Below are 21,988 nucleotides of genomic sequence, written 5' to 3'. Positions count from 1 at the left end.
ACATTACTAATACGCCATAAGGCGAGGGTGAAGCCTGGCCTAATTAAAGAGAAAACAACGAAGAAAGGGAGTTCTTGACATGGTGCCGCATAAGAAAAAAGGCTGTCTTCTCAGACAGCCCTTTTATTCTTTCAATAGAGACGCACTCGCTAACTTTCAGGTTCCTCGGGCGGGCGAGTCTTTCGAATTTTCTGACTCAGTTTTCCACCAGCTCCCTGAATCGCCGTATACAGGGCCGGAATAATCAGCACACCCAAAATAGTCGCCGCAAGCATTCCACCAAAAACCGACGTTCCCAGTGCGTGACGACTGGATGAACCAGCACCCATGGCCCAAACAAGAGGAATAACACCCAGAATAAAGGCAAAGGATGTCATCAGAATAGGCCGGAAACGGAGAGATGCGGCAGCCATGGCCGAATCCTTGACCGACATGCCTTCTTCATGTTTTTCCTTGGCGTATTCCACGATCATGATGGCATTCTTGGCAGCCAGACCAATGAGCATAACCAATCCAATTTGCGCATAGACATTGTTATCCATGCCTCGCATCCATTGCGACGCCATGGCACCAAAAATGCCCAGCGGGACGCATAGGATAACGGCAAATGGCGTGGCCCAGCTTTCATATTGTGCGGCCAGTACCAGAAAGACCATGACGATCGCCAGGGCAAAAACCAACCCGGTGTCACCACCAGCAGCTTTTTCTTGATACGCGATACCAGTCCAATCATAACCGAACCCCTGCGGCAAGGATGTTTGCGCAAGACGCTCCAACGCGGCCATGGCCTGCCCTGAGCTATACCCAGGAGAGGGGGCCACCGTCATTTCCACGGTCCGATAGATGTTGTATCGTTGAATATATTCCGGACCAATAATACGATTCGCCGTGCTCAACGTGGACAGCGGGACCATTTCTCCCTTGCCAGATCGCGTATAGAACTGATCCAAATCATCGATCTGTGTCCTGTACTTTGATTCTGCCTGGGCCATGACTCGATATGTCCGACCATATTTGTTGAAATCATTGATGTAATACCCACCCAAATAGGTTTGGAGAGTCTGGAAAACATCACTGATCGGCACGCCAAGTTTCTTGACCTTGTCACGATCAATTTCAACATCAAACTGCGGCACATGGGCCGAAAATGTCGTAAAGACATTACTCACTTCAGGTAACTTGCCCGCCTCGGCCATAAAGGAAGTCGCGACATTCGACAATTCTTCGATGGACCCGCCTGTCTTGTCCTGTAATTCAAACTGAAGTCCCCCTGTCGAGCTCAACCCTCGAATGGGCGGCGGTCCAAATGCGACGACAATGGCTTCCTGAATGCCGAAAAAGGCCTTTTGCGCCCTGGCCATAATGGCATCAGACGTCAAGTCAGGGGTTGTCCGCTCGGACCAATCATCCAAAACGACGAAGAATGCCGAGTTGTACGAAGAGTATGCCCCGGTCAACAAACTGAAACCACCCAATGAAACAACACTCCGCACGCCCTCCGCATCATTGAGATACGCTTCGATTTTCTGGGCGACCGCATCGGAACGCTGAAGAGACGCCCCCTCCGGCAGCATGGAGTTGACGATGAAATAGCCTTGATCTTCGTCCGGCACAAACCCGGACGGCAGGATTTTGAAAAACCCGCCGCACCCGACAATGAAAATCGCGACAATCAACAGTCCCATGACCGAACGACGCACCAGTGCAGCAACCGCCTGATTATACCGCTTTGTGACATAATCGAACACGACATTGAATTTGTCGAAAAACCATCCGAGTGGACCACGAATAGGCTTGTACGGTCTGAGCAACAACGCGGACAGGGCAGGAGACAAAGTCAAAGCGTTGATAGACGAAATAAAAACGGACACGGACAGAGTCAGGGCAAACTGCTTGTACAACTGCCCGGTGATACCGCCCATGAATGCCACGGGGATAAACACGGCAATCAGCACCAACGTACTGGCGATAACCGGACCTGTCACCATGGACATGGCCTTTTTGGTGGCTTCCTTGGGCGACAGTCCCTCTTCATCGATAAATCGCTGCGTGGCTTCGACCACGACAATGGCGTCATCCACAACAATACCGATGGCCAGCACCAGTCCGAACAAGGTCAAGGTGTTGATGGAAAAGCCAAGGACCGGGAACAAGGCAAAGGTTCCGATCAGGGAAACCGGCACACACACCATGGGAATAATCGTGGTCCGCCAGTTTTGCAAAAAGACAAACACGACAAGAAAAACAAGCAACAAGGCCTCGAACAAGGTGTCCATGACTTCATCAATAGACGACGAGACAAACAGCGTGGTATCATATGGAATCTGATATTCGATACCGTCCGGAAAACTTACGGACAATTCGTCCATGGTTGACCGAATCTGATCAGCCACGTCCAGCGCATTGGCCCCCGGCAACTGATAAATCAACAAAGAAGCGGTCTCCCCACCATCCAACCGAGCAAAAGTAAAATAGTTTTTAGCCCCGAGTTCCACCCGGGCCACATCCTGAATCTTGACAGAACTGCCGTCTGCATTGGCCTTGAGGATGATATTGCCAAACTCTTCCGGCTCGACCAGACGTCCTTTGACACGCAATGACATCTGAAATTGCTGTCCCTTGGGCGTGGGCGGCATTCCTATCTGACCGGCCGGGGCCTGAACATTCTGCTCCTTGACCGCATTGATAATATCAGAAACCGTCAGGCCATAGGTCGTCAATTTATCAGGATCAAGCCAAAGTCGCATCCCGTAATCCTGATCACCGAACAGGGAAACATCACCGACACCGGGAATACGCTTCAAGGCATCATAAATGTTGATTTTGGCATAGTTGTTCAAGAAAAGCGTGTCATAGGCGGGATTGTCGGACGTCAGGTTGATAATCAACACAATATCCGGCGACCGTTTTTCAACGTTGATCCCTGAATTCCGCACTTCCTGAGGCAACTGGGCCGTGGCCAGATTCACCCGGTTCTGCACGTCAACCGTGGCGAGTTCGAGGTCTCGACCCAGTTCAAAGGTCACGGTCAATGCCATGGACCCATCATTGGCCGAAATGGAGGACATATACAGCATGTCCTGCGCACCGTTGACCTGTTCCTCAATCGGGGTAGCAACGGACTCCATCACGGTCTTGGCATCCGCTCCGGTATAGGTTGCACGCACCTGAACGGATGGTGGCGAAATTTCCGGATACTGGGCGATGGGCAATGAAAAGATGGACAAGCCACCCACCAATAAAATGATGATGGCCAGAACTGATGAGAAAATGGGCCGATCAATAAAAAATCTGACAAACATGAGCTACTTGTCCTCGTTTTCTGCGTCCACTGATCCGGCTGCCGATTCAGCGTGTGGAGTGGGAGTGGCCCCGTCATCCGTAATGGGAACCACGTTGGGCTTCACCTCCATTCCGGGACGCACCCGGCGGATACCATCGACAATCACCTTGTCACCGACTTGTATCCCTTCCTGCACTACCACCAAATTATCGACTTCAAACCCGAGCTTCACCGGCTGGCTTTTAACCGCACCGTCATCGCCCACCACATACAGGGATTTCATGCCCTGGATATCCATGACCGCCCGGGCAGGCACCACAATTGCGTCCTCAATCTTTGCGATGAGCACCCGAACCTTGGCGTACTGCCCTGGTCGCAACAAATTTTCAGGATTGGGAAAAACCAACCGAATCCCGAGTGTGCCGGTCTGGGAATCAATGGTCGGGTCAACCATGCTGACCTGACCTTCCTGATTGTATTCTTCCCCATCGGACAACAACAACCTGATCTCACGATTTTCATCCTTGTTCATGCGATTGCGTGTCGCACGAACGTAGTCATTTTCACTGATGCTGAAACTGACATAAATCGGGTCCTGCGTGGAAATTTTGGCCAGCAGCGTGTTTTCTCCCTGCCCCACAAGGTTTCCGACATCGACTTGCACCCGACCAATAAGACCATCCGTCGAGGCATAAATTTTCGTATAACCAAGCTGAATTTTCGCATTCTCTACTTTGGCCTTATTGTCACCGATCTGCGCTTGATACGTTGCGACCTGTGTCTGATAGCTTTCAAATTCATCGCGGCTGACAACGCCTTCATCATAGAGTTTCTTGAATCGTTGAAAATCCTTCTGCGCCTTTGCATACAGTGCCTGATTGTATTCCAGACCGGACTGAGCCTGTTTCAAATCTTCTTCAAATGGTTTGGGATCAATGACGAAAAGCAAATCGCCTTTCTTGACACTGCCGCCTTCCTCAAAATTCCGTTGAATAAGGAAGCCAGCGACTCTTGCCCTGACATCCACGGTTTCAACGGCACTGATCTGCCCGACAAATTCTCCCCACAAAGGCATGACCCGTGTTTCGGCCTGAATCACCTCCATCGGGACTGGCCCCTGTGGTGCCGTGGCTGTTTCATCATCCGTACATCCAGCGACTCCCAAAAGACACACCATCAACAAGACAAAAGAAATTCCACGCAGACCGTTATTCACCATGACAAAAACCTTTTTGAAGAGTTTATTGAACCCAATCCCATCGGACCCTTGGATAATCTCAAAACATCCTAGCTTGAAATGGAGATCATGTATACCGAGTTTTGCACACAAATGGGGCCAAATAGGCAAATTTGCCCCTGGTGAGCATATTGACTCCGCGCGCACCAGTCCGTACTTAAGTGCCAGTGACATATGCATCTGCCAAAATGGAGAGGAACATGGCTGACGACAAGACCTGCAAAGACAACCCCATGAAAGGTGTCCCCATCGACATCAATTTCACGACTTTCATCTATTCTCTGTCCTCATCGGCAGTGGTCGCCTTGGGCGAAGCTCCCGATCCCGGCACTGGCTCGATAGATTTTCAACCGCAGCTTGCAAAAAGCACTATCGATGTCCTCGGTATGCTCAAGAACAAGTTTGAAAACGGCCTGGATGACGAAGAACAAAAACTCCTCTGTGACATCCTGTACAATCTGCGCATGTCCTATGTAAACAAGACCAAATAATCGGAGACATTCATGGCTCAGACTATCAAGGCCGGACTGGTCGGCGTGACCGGCTATACCGGCATGGAATTGACCCGGCTCATGACACACCATTCCTCAATGGAACTGGTCCAGGTCACTTCACGCTCGGAAGCGGGGAAAACCCTCGCTGAAATCTACCCTTTTCTCAACAGACTTCCCTTGGGTAACCTGGAAATCACCCAGCCGAATCCCAAAGACCTGGCCGAAGTCTGCGATGTCGTTTTTCTGGCAGTGCCGCACAAAACCGCCATGGAAATTGCCGCTGAATTATTGAATGAAGGTGTCAAAGTTGTAGACCTGTCAGCAGATTTCCGCATTCATGATAAGGCCACCTATGAACAGTGGTACGCCGTGGAGCATACCCGCCCGGAACTGCTCGACGAAGCGGTCTACGGACTACCCGAACTGTATCTCGATCAGATCATGGGCGCACGACTCATCGCCAATCCGGGCTGTTATCCCACGTCAAGCATCCTTGGACTGGCCCCTGCACTGACCAACGGATTCATCGAAACAGATGACATCGTCATTGACGCAAAATCCGGAGCATCAGGCGCGGGCCGCAAAGCCAAGGTTGGCAGTCTGTTTTGTGAAGTCGCGGACTCATTCAAGGCATACAGTCTGCCATCCCACCGGCACACCCCGGAAATTGAACAGGAAATTTCAAAATTGGGGGGAACGGACATCACGGTTTCCTTCAACACCCATCTGCTGCCCATTGATCGCGGCATCCTGTCCACCATCTATACAAAACTGAAAGCAGCCACGTCGCTCGACGATATCCATGCGGCATACACGGCTTTCTACGCCGACAAGCCCATGGTCCGAATTCTGCCCAAGGGACAACTCCCGGAAACCCGATTTGTCCGTGGCACGGTTTTCTGTGACATCGGTCTGGTCGTCGATCCCCGCACCAACCGACTGATCATCTTGTCAGCCATCGACAACCTCTGTCGCGGCGCATCCGGTCAGGCGCTCATGAACGCCAACCTGATCTGTGGTCTCGACATGGATGAAGGGTTGCCCATGGCTCCAATGATGCCATAATCTCGCACCGTATTTACAAACACAAAGGCCACTTTCTGAAAGTGGCCTTTCTTTTTTCCCGAGAATAGGTATCATATAGCAAAATCATCAAACCGCCACAGGGAGGGAATTCACATGGATTTCGGCGATATTCTTATCAAAAGGCGAGCCATCAACTTTTTCGATCCCACACGAGATATCTCGGATCAACTCATCAGAGACCTGCTCGAAGAAGCGGTCAAGGCCCCATCCAGTTTCAATTTGCAACCGTGGAAAGTGAAAATACTTCGAGATCCCGAAACAAAAGCCCAACTGCGTTCCCTGGCTTTTGACCAGCCCAAGGTCACGGAAGCACCAGTCATTCTCATGATTCTCGCGGATCGGGACGGCTGGAAAGAAGGCAGCGAAACGCTGGAAAAACACTTTGCCAACAATCTCGAACCAGAACAACGGGATTGGTTCATCGGCACCACACAGGCATTGTATGGCAGCAACGAAATGGCCAGTCAGGCCTTTGCCAACAAAAACGCCGGACTCTTTGCCATGTCCCTGATGTATGCGGCCAGTAATCACGGCCTGCACACCCACCCCATGGACGGTTTTGACCATGATGCGGTCAAAAAAGCATGGAACATACCGGATCGATACTGGATTTCCATGCTCATCGCTGTCGGGCATCTCAATCCGGGAACAGAAGTGCATCCAAAAGCGTGGCGACAATCCGCCGTTGAAATGATTCTGGAAGATGACGACCACGCGCCGGACTAATCTGACAGCGTCATTCTGCACACAAAAAACGCCTTCAGGACACACATCCTGAAGGCGTTTTCAATCCAGAAAAAGGCTAACCGAGTTTCAACCCATTGGGCACAGCCTTGTCGGGAACCGCCAACACCACGCCATCTTCACGATAGAATCCCGTCACCAAACACTCTGACCGCATGGGACCAATCTGTTTGACGGGGAAATTGACCACCCCCACCACCTGTTTGCCCACCAATTCATCCAGCGTGTATAACTGGGTGATCTGGGCACTGGATTTGCGAATACCGATGGTTTCGCCAAAGTCCACCCAAACTTTATATGCAGAAACCCGGGCTTCGGGAAAGGCCTCGGCTTTGGTGATGGTTCCCACACGCAATTCCACTTTTGTAAAATCGTTCCACTCTATTGTTTCCATATTTCCTCCATGAATAAAAACCGCTTACCACAAAGTGATCCACAAAAAAAGGAAGCCCGAAAGCTTCCTTCTTCATTCCTTTTATGGCCAGTCTATCGCCACACGGCATAGGCTGAAACTCTCACACAGACCGCGACCAATGCAGCCACACCCATAATGACCGTCAGCCCCAGATGGGTCCATTCGATCACCAGGATCAATGAAGGGTCCAACGTCACCCCCGGCATATTCCGGTAGACCCGGAGTAGCCCACTCACCAGCAGCCCACCGAGAAGAACGACCCGAACCATTCCGAGCCTGGTCAACGTCAGGCGCTCCTTCCATTTCAACAACCAGTTGGCCACGACCAATGCCACCAGGAAAAGCAAGGCTGCCGCAAACAAATAATGCAGCTTATGGACAAAGAAAAAATCTCCGGTCCAGGCCAAACCCGGTACATCGGTCAGATAATACCGTTTGGCCAGAGGCATCTGAAGCAGGCCGGTCACACCCAAGGCCCCCATGACACCAATAAACATCCAGGAAATCCATGCGGAATATGGTCTAACTTTCATCGGTGGTATCCTCTTCAGAAGACTTCAAAAGCGTGGCCCCAACACCCAAAACACCAGCAACGATGCCTGCGATGGGTGCCAACACGGTTGCCGTCGCAAGTGTGGTTTCATCACGCATGACATCATCAACCGGTGCCAAATGAGGCCGTCCCTTGCCGGAATCCACAGCCGCATCGAGCAGATCGAACGGAACGGGAGAGACATACAGAGTGTTGGTCCCGCCATTCTCATCCAACCCGTAAATAAATCCATTCATCTCCTTGGCCAAAGCCTTGGCCTTGGCCACGATTTCATGGCGAGGCCCGATGGTTTGGACATCCTCGGGGCAAGCGGAAATGCACGCCGGTAGCGAGCCGGTCTCCAATAATTGATAACAGCGGTCACATTTGTACATGACCCCGTTTCCAGCGAATCGGGGCATAAGATCCAGATATAGACCGACTCCGGATTGCCGTTGCGGGATATGCCACGGACAGACGGCCCGACACTTGGCTCCTCCCATACACAATTGATCACTGATTCGGGTGATCCCGTTCAATTCCTTGTTTGCAGCACCGAACGGACACAGGTTCGCACAGGGCGGGTTCTGACAATGCATACACCGACGCGGGATATTGAGATCATATTCCTCACCATTGTACTCCACTGCCACATTCTGAATGAACAGCCAGTTGTATGGAGTGAGACGATCATCAATGTCCCGTTTCTCCGACCAGTCCTCGGGCTTGGCCCGTTTGGCTGGCACAATCTTTGGGAACGGTTTTTTCGGCTCGGGGAATTTGTCGGCATTGGATTCCCGACATGCCGCCACACATTCGCCACACCCGATACATTTGGAAATATCCAAGAGCGTCGCTAATTCTCCATCGGACGGCTCAGGCACTCGCTGTGTGGACGCGCCAGCCACAGCGGGCACAAGCATCCCAGTCCCACTAACACCAAGCGCCTTCAAAAAACCACGGCGACTGAGACCATCCGAAAAATCTTTCTTCTTTCCCATAGCATCCAACCTCTTCGTGAAAAATGAAAAGGATCACACCACAACAGATTTAAAATACCCTATAGGGGTATCTTGCCCCTTGTCAAGACAGTCCACTTCTCAGTAAAAAGAGTCATAGAGATAAAAAAATCTCATAAAAAAACGACAAAGAAAAATTATAATCACCGAGAATATTTACTTTTTTCAACAACAGACTCTTCCGGCAATTGACAAAATTCATCCCACTGATGTAGAAGTACGAGAAGAGTAAACAAGTCCATAATTTAAGAGAGAGCATCGACCGCACCGATCGACCAACCCAGTACCCGCCTGGACCTATCCAGTATATGAATATCATTCAGCCTCCGACAGGATCGGAGCGACTTGGTCGATGGCAAAAGACAAGGAAGCGACATGGTAAAGAAAGATAGAATGAAGACCGATGGAAAAGCCACCCTGACCCTCAATGGGCAGACATATGAACTCCCCGTCATTGTCGGCACAGAAAACGAACATGCCATAGATATTACCAATCTGCGAAATGAAACGGGATATATTACCTTTGATCCAGGATTTGCCAATACGGGATCCTGTTCAAGCAACGTCACATTTGTTGACGGAGAAAAGGGAATTCTCCGGTACCGGGGCTATCCCATCGAAGATCTGGCGGCACACGGGACCTTCATCGAGACAGCCTATCTCTTGATTTTCGGCGAATTGCCGACCAGAACGGAACGGCAGGAATTCAGGCATCTGCTGGACGAACAGGAACTGCTGCACGAAGATCTGCGGCACCATTTCGAAGGATTTCCATCCAACGGTCATCCCATGGCTATTCTGTCTGCGGTCATCAACGCGCTCGGCTGCTATCACCCGGACCTGTTGCGTATCAACACCGAAGAGGATTTTCTCAGAGCTGCGGCCAAAATCATCTCCAAAGTGCGAACCATCGCGGCATGGTCTTTCCGCAAGGCGCAAGGATTGCCGTTCATGTACCCGGACCCCAAACTGACGTACTGCCGCAACTTCCTGCACATGATGCACTCGTTGCCGCACCGGCCCTTTGAGCCAACCGACGCTCAGGTTCGCGCACTGACGCTCTTCTTTCTGCTCCACGCCGACCATGAGCAAAACTGCTCCTGTTCCACAGTACGCATGGTTCAATCCACAGAAGCCAACATGTTCGCGTCGGTTTCTGCCGGTATCTGCGCCCTGTGGGGACGACTGCACGGCGGGGCCAATGCCGGTGTCATCGCCATGCTCGAAAAAATCCATGAAGGGAATTTCTCCGTTCAGGAATGTGTCGAACGCGTCAAGAAAAAGGAATTCCGGCTCATGGGATTCGGGCATCGCATTTACAAATCATTCGATCCGCGGGCAAAAATACTGCGTGAAGCGGCCAATGACATGCTCAAATCCACAGGATACAATGACCCATTGCTCGACATTGCCCTGGAACTGGCAGAGACTGCCCTGAACGATGAATACTTTACAGAGCGCAAACTCTATCCCAATGTGGACTTCTATTCAGGCATCATCCTGCGTGCGCTCGGTATTCCGGTCAACATGTTCCCGGTGATGTTCGCCATCGGCCGTATGCCCGGCTGGATCGCTCACTGGAACGAAGCCAATACGGATGGTATCGTCAAGATTCACCGTCCGCGCCAAATATACACGGGCCGGGCACCACGAAAATATGTTCCGCTGGATTTACGAAAGTAGGAGTGTATGGGACACAAAGAAATCACCAAGATCGCCTGTGTGGCATCTGACACCCCCAGGGCGCAAAAAGGACTCGCCACCTTGGCAAAACGCTATCCGTTGGTGGAACGCGACGAAGCCGATGTGTTGATCGCCCTGGGCGGGGATGGATTCATGCTGCAAACCATCCATGAACACATGGATTCGGGGTTGCCCATCTACGGCATGAACCGGGGAACGATCGGATTTCTTCTCAACGAGTTCAATCCTGACACCCTGCTGAAACGGCTCAACCTGGCGCAAGTCCACGCTCTTAATCCGTTGATCATGACGGCCTTCACGCTGTCAGGACAACAGGTTTCCGCCTTGGCTTTCAATGAAGTCGCCTTGCTTCGCCACTCCCAGCAATCCGCGAAAATCAGGGTATGTATCAATGGAAAGCAACGATTGGAAAAACTGATCTGCGATGGAATCATGGTTGCCACACCAGCCGGATCAACCGCATACAACCTGTCCGCCCGAGGGCCGATCATTCCCCTCGGGTCCAACGTACTTGCCCTGACCCCGGTCAGTCCATTCCGCCCTCGTCGTTGGAATGGCGCACTCCTGCCCCATTCCGCCACGATCGAATTCGAAATACTGAATGCCGAACGCCGTCCAGTCAGCGCCTCTGCGGATTCCTTTGAAGTCCGCGAAGTCGCCCATGTCACGATCAAGGAAGACCACACCCGTCCGGCCTGCATCCTCTTTGACCCGGACCATTCTCTGGAAGAACGCATATTCAATGAACAATTCATCTATTGATCCGTGCAGGTCACGATGGGACAATTTCCACACGCCCGTCCCTGCCTGGAACACCCGGACTCCTTCCGGAAAAGCTGCTTTGCCGTTATTGTACAAACATGGCATGACAGTATATTGTACGCAAGCTTGTGACGAATTTCTCACTCCGGTCCCTGTACACAATTGATTCGACTGGAGTTCACATCATACATTGTAGGTACTTATGGAAAAAGACACCCTGAATCCCGATTCCGGGAACGATGACGAAAAACACACACACGATTTTCCCGACATACAATTTGAAAATCTGCCTGAAAAAATGGCAGAAGCATGTGCCCGCGCTGGCTGGGACAAACTCATGCCGGTCCAGCAAAAGGCACTCCCTTTTCTCCTGAACAGACAGGACGTCATGGTCCAGGCCAGGACAGGCTCGGGCAAGACCGGCGCATTTGTGCTCCCACTCATCGAAAAAATCGATCCCAACAGTCCCAAATGTCAAACGCTGATCATGGTCCCAACACGGGAACTCGCCAAACAGGTGGCGCAGGAAGCGCGCATGTTGGCAGGCGACAGCGGCATCAAGGTCGTGGCTGTCTATGGCGGCGTGGGATACAAGGAACAACTCGACGCATTCCACGACGGTGTGCAGATCGTGGTAGGAACCCCTGGCCGTATTCTGGACCACCTCATGCGCCGCAATCTCGTACTCGATGCGCTCAAGGCCATTATTTTTGACGAAGCTGACCGGATGCTATCCGTCGGATTTTATCCGGACATGGTGGAAGTCAAACGCTATTTGCCACGCAAACGCATCGGCTCATTCATGTTCTCAGCCACATTCCCGCCGTCAGTTCTGCGGCTGGCCAAAGAATTCATGGTCGATCCACAATTTCTCAGTCTTTCCTCGGACGAAGCCAATGTCTCGGCCATTTCCCATCAGTTCGTTGAAGTGTCGGCCATGGGCAAGGAGCGCAAGCTCATCAAACTCATCGAGTTGGAAAATCCGTCCTCAGCCATCATTTTTTCGAACACCAAACGGAATGTGGAATTTACCGCAGCCCTGCTGTCCCAATTCGGCTTTGACGCCGAAGGACTGACCTCCGACCTCAGTCAGAACAAGCGCGAACGCCTCATGGCCCGGATCAAGGAAGGCAAACTGCAATTTCTGGTCGCCACAGATGTGGCCGCACGCGGAATCGACATTCCGGAGCTGTCGCATGTATTCATGATGGAGCCGCCGGAAGACCCGGAATCCTATGTCCACCGCGCAGGTCGCACGGGACGAGCCGGAGCGACCGGCACCGCCATCACCCTGGTGGATGTCATCCAGAAAATGGAATTGGAACGCATTGCCACGCGCTTCAAAATCACTTTTGAAGAACTCAAGGACCCCACGGAAGAGGATGTGACAGCCATTATCGAAGAAAGACTCACAGCCATCCTTGAAAAACGATTCCGCAAGTTGACCAACATCCAGCAGGAACGCGTTTCCCGATTTCTCCCCTTGGCCAAAAAATATGCGGAAAACGAAGAGTCTCTGGCCCTGCTCGCCATGCTGCTTGATGAACTGTATCAGCCAACCCTTCATGGAAAACCAGCAGAACCGACTTCTTCTCAGCCGGCTGCCAAAACTGAACGGCCTCCCAAACGGAAACCGGCCAGGAAAGCACCACAAGAACAGGCTCGTCCAACATCAAAAAATCGTTCGGAACCGAAACGTACTCCCAAGCCCAAAAAAACGGCACATCCAGTAGAAAAGCCAACCACCAAGCCTACACCTGCTCCCAAAAAGCAGGAGAAAAAGCACGAGCCAAAACGGGAACAAAAACCGGAACCAGTGGTCAAGGATCAGCCTCGAAAAGACCCGGCACCAACTGAAACCGAAGCGGCATCAAAACCCAGACCTCGTCCCAGACGCCGTCGTCGCCGCCGGAAAAAACCGTCCAGCAAATAATTTCCAGCACGTCATCTAAAACTGCTCACATTGGCCGCGAGGTTCCATCATGGACCACGCGGCCTTTTTTTATCCATCCGCCACAGTTTCATAAAAAAACGGACTTTTTTAAATTGACAGAAACTAATCAACCGATTAATTAATCGCCATGAACAAAAAGGAACATATCCTCACCGTTGCCACGAAACTTTTTGCCAAACGCACGTATGACACCGTGGGCATCCGAGATATTGCCCGCAAAGCCGACGTGAATAGCGCCATGGTCTCATACTATTTCGGCAGCAAATCAGGACTGCTCCGAGAAATATTTTCACGATTTACCGATTTATTCATGAGTGAGGCCCGGCGATGCATGAACATCTCGGACACACCCGAAACCCTGATCGAAAATTTCGTTCCCCGTATCTTGGCAAACGCTCGGACCAATCGAGACCTTTATCTTGTGGGACTTCGGGAACTCAACCACGACTCGGAAGAACTTCAGGACTTGCGGGATGAACTCATTGCCTCGGCCCAAGCCAACTATGAAGACAACATTGACCGTTTGAAAATAAAACGCCCCCGTTTGGATGGCACACCAGGATTGGGATTCACCGTCATTATCGGTGCCGTTTTTTCCGACTACCTCCTCGGCGGAGGCAGTTGCATTGACGACGAAGAACGGGTCGAAGAATATTCGAACGCCATTATCGAAATCCTCCAAAAGGGGCTCCCCGGCTACTGGCAGTAATTTTTTTTAACCTCAAACTAATCACTTGATTAACTTTTTTGTTCTACAAGGTAAAATAATGGAAAAAACTTTGGTGTTCTGTCTGTTGCTGGCACTGATGCTGACCGGCTGCAAGGAAGAAAAAATTGTCTCTGTCCCCATTCGCCCTGTCCGCGTTTTTACCGTCGAAACAGCCAATGCACGCGCCTCGCGTACCTTTCCCGGAAAAGTCAAGGCAACCCGCGACGCCAGTCTGGCCTTTCGTGTGGCTGGCCAAATTGTCAAACTGGGGGTCAAGGAAGGAGACTTTGTCAAACAGGGGCAGCTGATCGCCATGCTGGACCAACGCGATTTTCAGGCAGCGGTCGCTGATCTTGAAGCCCGATTAGTCGGGTCAAAATCCGTCCTCAAAGAAGCCAAATTGAATATAGAACGCAACAAAACCTTGCTCAAAGAACGGATCATCGCTCAATCCGCCTTTGATGCCGCCCAATCAACCTATGAAACCAGCCGGTCCGAAGTGCTCTCACTGGAACAATCCCTCCGACGGGCACGACTCAACCTGCAATACACCCGGCTGGAAGCCCCGTTTGACGGTATCATCGCTGAAAAGATTCCGTCCAACCATGAATATGTCCAGGCCAAGGAAATCATCGTCAAACTGATCGACACCACCGCGCTCGACGTGGTTATCGATATCCCGGAAAACGTCTGGGTCAAGGCTTTCCGAACCGGAGAAACCGATCTGACAGGGTTCATGGCACGATTCGAATCCGTGCCGGGCAAACAATTTCCTGTGCGCATCAAGGAATATCAGACCAACGCCAACCCGCAGACCCAGACCTATAAAGTCACGCTGACCATGGACAATGCGCAGGGCCTTGGCATTCAACCGGGCATGACCGCAGAAATCATCGGTAACGTCCCAGACTCAGACAACTCAAAATCCGTGACCATCCCCTTTTCCTCTGTTGTGGGAGAGGTAGACGGTCCCAAATATGTCTGGGTGCTTAACGATGACAATCTTGCGGAAAAACGAGAAATAAGAATTGAAAATCTCATTCAGGACAAATTTCGCGTCGCGGGCGGTATCAAACCCGGAGATGTACTGATTGTCGCTGGCGTCAACTATCTCCGTGAAGGACAGCAAGTTAAGATTCTCGAAGGGCGAATCGGAGGCCGGGACTAATGAATCTGGCCGAATTTTCCATCCGAAAAAAAACCATCACCCTTGTTTTAACCGTCTGCTTTCTGGTCGGCGGTACGCTCGCCTTTCTGGACATGTCCAGGCTGGAAGACCCGGAATTCACCATTAAACAGGCATTGGTCATCACGAATTACCCAGGCGCCACACCGACGGAAGTGACCAATGAAGTGACCGACGTCATCGAAAGTGCGGCCCAGCAAATGGGGCAGCTCGACAAGGTTGAATCAGTCAACAACCCAGGCCAATCCATTGTCACCGTCGAGGTACAGGACAAGTACAATGCGGAAAAACTGGCTCAGGTTTGGGACGAACTGCGGCGCAAGGTCAACGACGCACAGGGCCAACTCCCTCCAGGGGCCGGTCCATCCATGGTTATCGACGATTTCAGCGATGTCTATGGCATCCTCCTCTCGGTGACAGGCGATGGCTATTCACAACAGGATATCCAGGATTTTGCCGACTACCTCCGAAAACAGCTCCTACTAGTTGACGGTGTTGCCAAAATCACGGTCTGGGGCAGTCACCAGGAAAACGTCTATGTGGAGATATCCAAGGCGAGAATGAATCGACTGGGTGTGTCCATGGAATCCGTGTACGAAGCCTTGTCCCAACGCAACCTCGTCGTTCCGGCGGGCAATGTCCGCGTGGGCAGGGAGTATATCAAGATATCTCCCACAGGGACCATTGATTCCGTTGAAAGCCTCGGAGATCTTTTCATCAAGGACCTCACCAACGATCAGCTCGTCCCACTCCGGGATATCGCCGAAATCCGACGCGGCTATTCCGACACCCCTGGGCAAATACTTCGATACAATAACAAAAATGCCGTTGCACTCGGCATATCCATGGTCTCATCCGGCAATGTGGTGGACCTTGGGCACGCGGTTGATGCGAAACTCAAGGAACTGGAAAACCAGACCCCTCTCGGCATGACCATCAACTCGGTCTATTATCAGCCCAAGCGGGTGGATAACTCAGTCAACTCCTTTGTCCTCAACCTCGGCGAAGCCGTGGCCATCGTCATTATCGTGCTCCTGCTGTTCATGGGGATGCAATCCGGCTTGCTCATCGGAATCATCCTGCTCATCACCATCTGCGGATCGTTCATCTTCATCCAGATGGCTGGCGTGGCTCTGGAACGCATTTCACTCGGCGCGCTCATCATTGCGCTGGGTATGTTGGTGGATAACGCCATCGTGGTGGTGGAAGGACTACTCATCCGATATCAACAGGGCGTGGATCGGCTGACGGCGGCCATTGAAGTGGTCAATCAAAACAAATGGCCACTGCTCGGAGCCACCATCGTGGCAATCATGGCCTTTGCCGGTATCGGTCTGAGCCAGGACAATGTCGGTGAATTCTGCCGTTCCCTGTTCATTGTCTTGTGTATCTCCCTGCTCATGAGCTGGGTCACGGCAGTAACCATCACCCCATTGCTATGCCACATGTTCCTGCATCCGAAAGCCTCTTCCGACGCGGACCTGTACACTGGCAGAATCTATCGAATCTACAGAAAATTCCTTGTGTTCTGCTTGCACCACAGGACGTGGACGGCCATCACGTTGGTGGTCATGCTCGTTTCATCTATCTATGGATTCGGATTCGTCAAACAGAGCTTCTTCCCGAACTCCACCCAACCCCGTTTCTTCATTCACTATTGGCTGCCACAAGGCACGGACATCCGTACAACCAGCAGTGACATGAACAGCATTGAAAAAGTGATTCTGGATGATAAACGGGTTCTCTCTGTCACATCGTTCGTCGGAGAAGGCGGTCCTCGATTCATTCTGACCTACAGTCCAGAAAAAGCCAACTCCTCCTATGGAATGCTTTTGGTCGAAGTCAAGGACTACCACGAAATCGACGCCATCATGGCCAAATATCAAACTCTGGTCGAAAGCACCTATCCCGATGCAGAAGCCAAGTTCAAAAAATTCAGGCTCGGTCCAGGGCGAGACGCTTCTATTGAAGTCCGATTCAGTGGACCGGACACCCGCATCTTGAAACAGCTCTCCAGGCAGGCTCAAGAAATCATGTATGCCAGCGGCAACGCCCAGGGCATCCGTGATAACTGGCGACAAGAGGTCAAGGTCATCCATCCTGTCATGGCCGAGGCACAGGCAAAATTGGCCGGAGTCACCCGTCCAGGCTTGTCCAAGGCCTTGAATATGTTCTTCACCGGCACCACAGTGGGCGTCTATCGAGAAGAAGACAATCTCCTCCCGATCATTGTTCGTCCGCCTGAAAATGAACGGATGAATGTCAATGAAATCGGTAACGTCCGGGTTTTCAGCCCAGTCGCCGGACAAATGATTCCCGTGGAGGAAGTCGTTTCGGAATTCCAGACAGAAATGGAATTCGGCACCCTGAAAACCCGCAACCGTCTCCTGACCATCACAGCCTCCTGTGACCCGCTGGAGGGACTGCCCTCGGTTCTGTTCAAAACACTCAGACCACAGATCGAAAACATCGAATTGCCTTCAGGATACATCATGGAATGGGGCGGTGAATTCGAGGATTCATCTGATGCCCAGGCAAGCCTGGGAGCAACGCTCGCAGTACCGACCATCATCATGATCCTGATCACGATTCTGCTCTTCAATAATCTGCGAAATCCGCTCATTATCTGGATGACTGTTCCACTATCCATCATCGGTGTCACCTTCGGCCTACTAACCACGGGTGAACCGTTCGGCTTCATGGCGCTGCTCGGCTTCCTGAGCCTCTCGGGAATGCTCATCAAGAACTCGGTCGTGCTGTTGGATCAGATCAAAATCGAGCTGGACTCGGGCAAAGTGCCATACACTGCCATCATCGACTCGGCCATCAGCCGTATTCGTCCGGTAGCCATGGCCGCAGCGACCACCATTCTCGGGATGCTTCCACTCACCATGGACCCGTTCTTCTCGGCCATGGCAGTCACCATCATGTCTGGTTTGGCCTTTGCCACGGTCCTGACATTAATCGTTGTCCCGGTGTTGTTTGCCATGTTCCACGACGTGAAAAACCCCGCGTAACACGAAATGCCTCCTCTGTCCGACTCCCACAGGTCGGACAGTCCAAGGGCTGGGAGTCATCTCCCGGCCCTTTTTCTCGCCCGCTTATCACGGCACGAATAGCACTTACAAACCACAAAAACGCGCTTTATAGCAGACTTTAACTCTTTAAATCAATCTACCCTCTTGACGAATCAAAAGGGTTCATCTACTTTGCGCTGTGTTACGATTTTAATTTTCGTAACAAAAAACAATCTACTCATCAAATTTCGTACACAAAAAACGGGGAAAAAATCAAATGAAATACAGCGTCACCATTTTCCTGTCTTTGCTCATTCTTATCTCATCGGCGATGGCTGAGGCAAGAACACGTCCCCTGATTGACGATGCGGGCCGAACGATTCAGATACCGCAAAAAGTTGACCGCGTCATCTGTTCCGGGCCGGGCTGCCTGCGCCTTTTAACCTACCTTGAAGCCCAATCCATGGCCGTGGCCGTAGACGACATCGAATCCCGTCGAAGCACGTATGACGCACGCCCCTATGCTCTGGCCAACCCCCAGTTCAAGGACATGCCCATTTTTGGCGAATTTCGGGGACATGACAATCCGGAATTGATCTTGACGCTGGAACCGCAACCCCAGGTGATCCTGAAGACCTATGCGGGAAGCATGGGATATGATCCGATTGAATTGGGACAGAAGACAGGGATTCCAGTGGTCACCCTGAGTTATGGAGATCTCGGACGGCTCCGGCCACAATTTTTCCAGGCATTGCGCACACTCGGTGAAGTCATTGGCAAACAACAACGGGCAGAAGATGTCATCGCCTTTTTTCAAACGGCCATCGCGGATCTCGAAAAACGGACCGCAGACATCCCGGCAAAGGACCGTCCGGGCGTCTTTGTCGGCGGCGTGGCATTCAAGGGCCCGCACGGCTTCCAGTCCACTGAACCGGCCTATCCGCCATTTGCTTTCATCAACGCGAACAATCTCGCCTATGACACGGGATTGACCGGAAAAGAATTGCGCCATTCCGATGTTTCCAAGGAAATGATCGTGGCCTGGAACCCGGACATCCTATTTCTTGATCTCATGACCCTGGAGCTGGGAAATGAGGCAGGAGGCTTGCACGAATTGCGAACAGACCCGGCGTATCGCAGTCTGACCGCTGTCAATGATGGCAAAGTATACGGTCTTTTGCCGTACAACAGCTACTCCAAAAATTACGGGTCCATTCTTGCCAACGCCTATTACATTGGAAAATTGCTCTACCCTGACCATTTTACGGATATCGATCCACAAGAAAAAGCGGATGAAATATACCGCTTCCTCGTGGGAAAACCCGTGTTCGATGCCATGAACGAACTTTTCATGGGATATGCATACAAACCGGTTCCGGTGAACTGACATGCATTTCTCTGATGGACAAATTCCTGCTGAATACCGTCGTTACGTCGGCTGGAAGACCACGCTCCTCATCACCTCCATGGGGCTTTTGGCGATCACGCTTGTGATCGCCATCTCCCTGGGAGCGGCTGGTATTCCACTCAAGGATGTCATTGCCGCCCTACTGCATCTCCCGGTTTCCAAACGGGTTGATGTCATTATCTGGAACATCCGTCTGCCCCAGGCCCTGGCGGCCATTGTGGCGGGAGCAGGCCTTTCCGTCTCAGGAACGGCTATGCAATCCATCCTCCGCAATCCATTAGGATCACCATTCACGCTCGGCATTTCGCACGCCGCCGCCTTCGGTGCCGCCTTTTCGGTCATGATGCTGGGAGGCGGCATCATGACATCGTCAAATACCGGCGCCGTCAACATCACCAATCCGTACATGACTACCGGGGCGGCCTTTCTCGCCAGTCTGCTGGCTGCCAGTGTGATTATCGGCATTTCCCGACTCCGGGGAGCGACCCCTGAAATCATGGTCCTGACTGGCGTGGCCCTTGGTGCCCTCTTCACAGCGGGAACCATGTTTCTCCAATTCTTCGCCGACGATATCCAACTGGCGGCCATGGTCTTCTGGACCTTTGGCGATACGGCTCGGGCCTCGTGGTCGGAACTGGGTGTCATTACCGTCGTCGTGGTTGTCTCATCGGTCTATTTTCTGGCCAGCAGTTGGAATTACAACGCCATTGATGCTGGAGACGAAACCGCCAAGGGATTGGGCGTCCGCGTGGACCGCGTCCGCCTCATCGGCATGATGCTGGCATCGATGGTCACCGCCACCATCATCGCCTTTCTCGGCATCATCGGATTCGTCGGATTGGTCGTCCCACACATGGCCCGCAGACTCATTGGTTCGGACCACCGTTTTCTCGTGCCAGCCTCCATCGTGGGTGGCAGTCTGCTCTTGCTGATATCCGATACCGCCGCTCGGCTCATGTTGGCCCCACACGTCCTGCCAGTCTCAGTACTCACCGCCTTCATGGGCGCGCCGGTGTTCATCTACCTTATAGTACGAGGACAACGCCGATGATTCTTTCCATATCAGATATGGAATTCACCTATGGGGACAGGCCCATTCTCTCGGGAGTGGATTTCGAACTTGACGGTGGAGAACTCCTTGCCATCCTTGGCCCGAATGGCGTGGGCAAAACGACCCTGCTCAAATGTATCAACGCCATTCACCGCCCGTCTTCCGGGGCAGTCATGGTTGAAGGGCGAGATATCCTGACCATGCCGCCACACGAAATAGCACTGGGAGTCGGCTATGTCGCCCAGAAGAATGAAACGGCACGCATGACCGTCTTCGACGCCATTCTCATGGGCAGAAAACCACACATCCGCTGGCGTCCCACAGAACACGACCTGAAAATCGTGGACTCCGCCATCAAGCGACTTCACATGCAATCCCTGACACTCCGCCATATCGACTGTCTGAGTGGTGGAGAATTGCAAAAGGTGGCCATTGCCAGAGCCATGGTGCAAGAACCGAAACTGATGCTGTTGGATGAACCCACCAGTTCACTGGATCTCAAGAGTCAGGTGGACATCCTGACCATGCTTCGGCGTGTCGTGGATGAACACCACATCAGTGCCATCATGACCATGCATGATCTGAACACGGCTCTACGCTATGCCGACAAAGTCCTTTTCCTGAAAAACGGCCATATCCATTCAACCGGCCCGGCCTGCGACGTCACCGCTGAGGTAGTGGAAGAAGTCTATGACCTGCCGGTCGATATTCACACGGTGAACGGACATCCCCTGATTGTCCCCGCCTCATGACGCACCCTTCAAGGAGATTCTCATGCCCTGCGAACTTTCATCTGAAACCATTGAACAGACGGTTAATTTTCACGGACACACCTGTCCTGGACTGGCTATAGGTATCCGAGCTGCCGAACTGGCCCTTCAGGAATTGGGCACTTCATCAGATGTGGACATGGTGGCGGTCTCGGAAACCGACATGTGTGGGGTGGATGCCATCCAATTCATCACCAGTTGCACGTATGGCAAAGGCAACTTCCTGCATCGAGACCATGGCAAAATGGCCTTTTCTTTTTATGACAGGAATAGTGGCAAAGGATTCCGCGCGGTGCTCAACCCGGAAATTCGCGACACAGCGGACAATGAGCTTGCCGTCCTCATGCGAAAGGCAGACGCCAACACCGCCACGCCGGACGAAAAAAAACGCATCACGGCCTTACGCACCCTTTTGCGGGAACGATTCATGACATTGGACCTGCATGAAATGTTCACGGTGATGCCGCCCAAAGAACCAATTCCCACACCGGCACGCGTGTTGGAAAGCCTGACCTGCGATTGCTGTCACGAATCCGTCATGGAATCCCGCACCCGCAGGCTCGGCGGTCAAACCCTCTGCATTCCCTGCTTCACTGCTCGGGAACAAAAAATCTGAC

The 21,988-nt window shown here is 52.1% G+C and carries 18 protein-coding genes; 13 read left to right on the top strand and 5 right to left on the bottom strand.

Going from position 1 to position 21,988, the window contains the following annotated elements; all coding sequences use genetic code 11:
• Positions 1 to 149 precede the first annotated feature (149 nt).
• Together GO013_RS10780 and GO013_RS10775 are read right to left on the bottom strand one after the other, a co-directional pair.
• Positions 150 to 3,302, bottom strand: a complete 3,153-nt coding sequence (locus GO013_RS10780) for a multidrug efflux RND transporter permease subunit (protein ID WP_163810978.1) — start codon at positions 3,300 to 3,302, stop codon at positions 150 to 152.
• A 3-nt stretch (positions 3,303 to 3,305) separates the two neighbouring features.
• Positions 3,306 to 4,502 carry an efflux RND transporter periplasmic adaptor subunit gene (locus GO013_RS10775; RefSeq protein WP_163810976.1) on the bottom strand — a complete coding sequence of 399 codons (1,197 nt, stop codon included), beginning with the start codon at positions 4,500 to 4,502 and terminating at the stop codon, positions 3,306 to 3,308.
• Positions 4,503 to 4,720: 218 nt separating this feature from the next.
• Between GO013_RS10775 and GO013_RS10770 the strand changes: the two genes are divergently transcribed.
• The 3 genes from GO013_RS10770 to GO013_RS10760 all read left to right on the top strand — a co-directional run bounded on the left by GO013_RS10770 (position 4,721) and on the right by GO013_RS10760 (position 6,826).
• Complete coding sequence (locus GO013_RS10770; RefSeq protein WP_163810974.1) at positions 4,721 to 5,011, top strand: DUF1844 domain-containing protein; 291 nt, start codon at positions 4,721 to 4,723, stop codon at positions 5,009 to 5,011.
• 12 nt (positions 5,012 to 5,023) lie between these two features.
• Positions 5,024 to 6,079 (top strand): N-acetyl-gamma-glutamyl-phosphate reductase, encoded by a 1,056-nt coding sequence (argC, locus tag GO013_RS10765; RefSeq protein WP_163810972.1) that lies wholly within the window; start codon positions 5,024 to 5,026, stop codon positions 6,077 to 6,079.
• Positions 6,080 to 6,193: 114 nt separating this feature from the next.
• Positions 6,194 to 6,826 carry a nitroreductase family protein gene (locus GO013_RS10760; RefSeq protein WP_163810970.1) on the top strand — a complete coding sequence of 211 codons (633 nt, stop codon included), beginning with the start codon at positions 6,194 to 6,196 and terminating at the stop codon, positions 6,824 to 6,826.
• A 76-nt stretch (positions 6,827 to 6,902) separates the two neighbouring features.
• Here GO013_RS10760 and GO013_RS10755 read toward each other — a convergent pair whose 3' ends face one another.
• The 3 genes from GO013_RS10755 to GO013_RS10745 all read right to left on the bottom strand — a co-directional run bounded on the left by GO013_RS10755 (position 6,903) and on the right by GO013_RS10745 (position 8,792).
• Complete coding sequence (locus tag GO013_RS10755; protein WP_163810968.1) at positions 6,903 to 7,238, bottom strand: tRNA-binding protein; 336 nt, start codon at positions 7,236 to 7,238, stop codon at positions 6,903 to 6,905.
• Positions 7,239 to 7,330: 92 nt separating this feature from the next.
• Complete coding sequence (locus tag GO013_RS10750; protein ID WP_163810966.1) at positions 7,331 to 7,792, bottom strand: 4Fe-4S ferredoxin; 462 nt, start codon at positions 7,790 to 7,792, stop codon at positions 7,331 to 7,333.
• Positions 7,782 to 8,792: a 4Fe-4S dicluster domain-containing protein gene (locus GO013_RS10745; RefSeq protein WP_163810964.1), complete on the bottom strand. Its 1,011-nt coding sequence runs from the start codon at positions 8,790 to 8,792 to the stop codon at positions 7,782 to 7,784. Before GO013_RS10745 ends, GO013_RS10750 begins: the two co-directional genes overlap by 11 nt.
• Before the next feature lie 393 nt (positions 8,793 to 9,185).
• Between GO013_RS10745 and GO013_RS10740 the strand changes: the two genes are divergently transcribed.
• The 10 genes from GO013_RS10740 (at position 9,186) to GO013_RS10695 (ending at position 21,987) form a co-directional block, all read left to right on the top strand.
• Complete coding sequence (locus GO013_RS10740) at positions 9,186 to 10,493, top strand: citrate synthase (RefSeq protein WP_203529541.1); 1,308 nt, start codon at positions 9,186 to 9,188, stop codon at positions 10,491 to 10,493.
• A gap of 6 nt (positions 10,494 to 10,499) precedes the next feature.
• Positions 10,500 to 11,276, top strand: a complete 777-nt coding sequence (locus tag GO013_RS10735; protein ID WP_163810962.1) for an NAD kinase — start codon at positions 10,500 to 10,502, stop codon at positions 11,274 to 11,276.
• Between the two features lie 202 nt (positions 11,277 to 11,478).
• Entirely contained in the window at positions 11,479 to 13,209 is a 1,731-nt protein-coding gene (locus tag GO013_RS10730) for a DEAD/DEAH box helicase (RefSeq protein ID WP_163810960.1), read from the top strand.
• A 148-nt stretch (positions 13,210 to 13,357) separates the two neighbouring features.
• Positions 13,358 to 13,939, top strand: a complete 582-nt coding sequence (locus GO013_RS10725) for a TetR family transcriptional regulator (RefSeq protein WP_163810958.1) — start codon at positions 13,358 to 13,360, stop codon at positions 13,937 to 13,939.
• A gap of 58 nt (positions 13,940 to 13,997) precedes the next feature.
• The gene (locus GO013_RS10720; protein WP_163810956.1) at positions 13,998 to 15,107 is read left to right on the top strand and encodes an efflux RND transporter periplasmic adaptor subunit; all 1,110 of its coding nucleotides are present in this window, start codon (positions 13,998 to 14,000) and stop codon (positions 15,105 to 15,107) included.
• Entirely contained in the window at positions 15,107 to 18,142 is a 3,036-nt protein-coding gene (locus tag GO013_RS10715) for an efflux RND transporter permease subunit (RefSeq protein WP_163810954.1), read from the top strand. Before GO013_RS10720 ends, GO013_RS10715 begins: the two co-directional genes overlap by 1 nt.
• 277 nt (positions 18,143 to 18,419) lie before the next feature.
• Positions 18,420 to 19,529, top strand: a complete 1,110-nt coding sequence (locus GO013_RS10710; RefSeq protein WP_163810952.1) for an iron ABC transporter substrate-binding protein — start codon at positions 18,420 to 18,422, stop codon at positions 19,527 to 19,529.
• 1 nt (position 19,530) lies between these two features.
• Positions 19,531 to 20,601: an iron ABC transporter permease gene (locus GO013_RS10705; RefSeq protein ID WP_163810950.1), complete on the top strand. Its 1,071-nt coding sequence runs from the start codon at positions 19,531 to 19,533 to the stop codon at positions 20,599 to 20,601.
• The gene (locus GO013_RS10700) at positions 20,598 to 21,353 is read left to right on the top strand and encodes an ABC transporter ATP-binding protein (RefSeq protein WP_163810948.1); all 756 of its coding nucleotides are present in this window, start codon (positions 20,598 to 20,600) and stop codon (positions 21,351 to 21,353) included. The genes GO013_RS10705 and GO013_RS10700 overlap by 4 nt, the downstream gene beginning before the upstream one ends.
• A 22-nt stretch (positions 21,354 to 21,375) precedes the next feature.
• A complete protein-coding gene (locus GO013_RS10695; RefSeq protein WP_163810946.1) occupies positions 21,376 to 21,987 on the top strand; it encodes an FmdE family protein in 612 nt (203 codons plus the stop codon).
• Position 21,988 lies beyond the last annotated feature (1 nt).

Origin of the sequence: Pseudodesulfovibrio sp. JC047 (assembly GCF_010468615.1) — a bacterium.
Taxonomy (GTDB): Bacteria; Desulfobacterota; Desulfovibrionia; order Desulfovibrionales; family Desulfovibrionaceae; genus Pseudodesulfovibrio.
Note: the sequence above shows the minus strand (reverse complement) of the source record. Positions and strands in the feature narration are given on the sequence as shown.